General features: G+C 46.9%; 1 protein-coding gene. It reads right to left on the bottom strand.

Annotated elements, in window-relative coordinates:
• Positions 1–1,640, bottom strand: a 1,640-nt coding sequence (locus tag MM817_RS16260; protein ID WP_241717078.1) for a VirB4 family type IV secretion system protein, incomplete at both ends; no start/stop codon positions are given.

The following is a 1,640-nucleotide window of genomic DNA, read 5'->3' as shown; positions in this document are numbered from 1 at the left end:
ACTTCTTCTCCGACGCTCCATCGACCCTGACCACGCGTGAAACTCATGAGATCCTCAAATTCACGCTCTTCGATTTGAAAGATATCCATGATGGCCTTTTTGTCGTTTTTGTCTTGTTTGAGAAGGACCTTTGAACTGCTGTTTTGAATGATGGCTCGTCCGTAGTCATTGTCGGCAAACTTGCGAAAATCCTGTGTGGCAGCTACAGCACTCCCGCTGTATTTCCGTATACGGCGAAAGATGTTGTCTAAAAACATCGCGAAGTCTTCTTGCTCTAAGAATTTTTGTGCTTCGTCGATCACGACACGTTTTTTGATACGAGGATTCTTTTTCACGAATTTTTCAAACACCCATTCAAGCAAGACGCGCATGCCAAGCAACCGTACAGGAGAATGTTCAGCCATGCCCGAAAAGTCAAATTGCAACACCGGTACATCGCGCAGGCTCGATGTGTTTTGACAGTCAAACATCCCCGCCGTCCCCCCTGCTTTAAAGCGACGCAGCCGCATGACCAGATCCATCAAGCGAGGATCTTGTTCAGCACGCTCCACAAGACGATCATAGAAATGGGAGAATTGAGGTTGCGGACGTTTCGTGCGATTGGTTAAAAAATCCCCTCGTTCATCGCGAATCCACTCGTTGTGCACCATGTAAAGAGAATCTGGATCGGCGGTAAATCCAAATTCCACTTCATAGAGATGCTGCAAGATATCGTTAATCGTGCTCACAGCGTACGCATCGATTCGATCCTCTCCATGCAGATGGGCCATCGTGATGATGAGTCGCTCCATATCCGAAATTTTCTCTTTCACCGAGACGACCGCATGAATGCGACCATCGATCATCATCTCTTCTTCTTCGAGTTCAAACGGATTGAAGTGAAAGTCGGCATTTTCGTCAATGCGCACAGAGACTCCGCCGAGTGCACGAACCGTGGCGGTATATTCTCCCTCAATGTCGATGAGGACGTGTTTAATGCCAAAAAGAGCACTCCGAGCGATCAGACCCTTGATCAAAAACGATTTACCGGAGCCCGATGTGCCGACAATCGCCATGTTGTTGTTGACCAAGTGGTCTTCCCAAGCATCGTATTTATTCATGTGACCGGTGTAAAAATCCAACCCAATCGGTACACCATATTCGTGACTAAACTTGCTATTGGTAAAGGGGAAAGCATTAGCCAGCGCAGTTCCCGTCATTTCAATGGGATGATGAAGAAAATTTTCGCCAAGTGGTGCTACGGATTGAAAGCCTATATCATGCTCCTTGTACGCTTCACGTACATGAAATCCTTCAAATCCTTCTTTTTCAATGCGTTCACACGCCGCTTGGAACTCTTCTTCGATATTGGAGCTGACTGACAAAATGATGGTCACATAAAAAATGCGTTCTCTTCCCAAGCGAATGTCTTCTCGTTCTTCTTCGAGTAGGGCATGGAGTTGTTGGTTAAAGGCGATGGTGCGATCGGTACCTGCCTTGATTTCAAGGCTAATTTCTGACTTGAGCCTGGTCATCATGTGGGTCCGCTTTTTTATCGCGCTCTGATTGTCTGCAGGATCGATATGCAAACTGACATGGACATCGGCACCTAGCTGAAAAAAACGCTGCAGATAACCGAAACGAACGATACTTGGCAAGGC

Source organism: Sulfoacidibacillus ferrooxidans (genome assembly GCF_022606465.1).
Lineage (GTDB): Bacteria > Bacillota > Bacilli > Alicyclobacillales > SLC66 > Sulfoacidibacillus > Sulfoacidibacillus ferrooxidans.
Note: the sequence above shows the minus strand (reverse complement) of the source record. Positions and strands in the feature narration are given on the sequence as shown.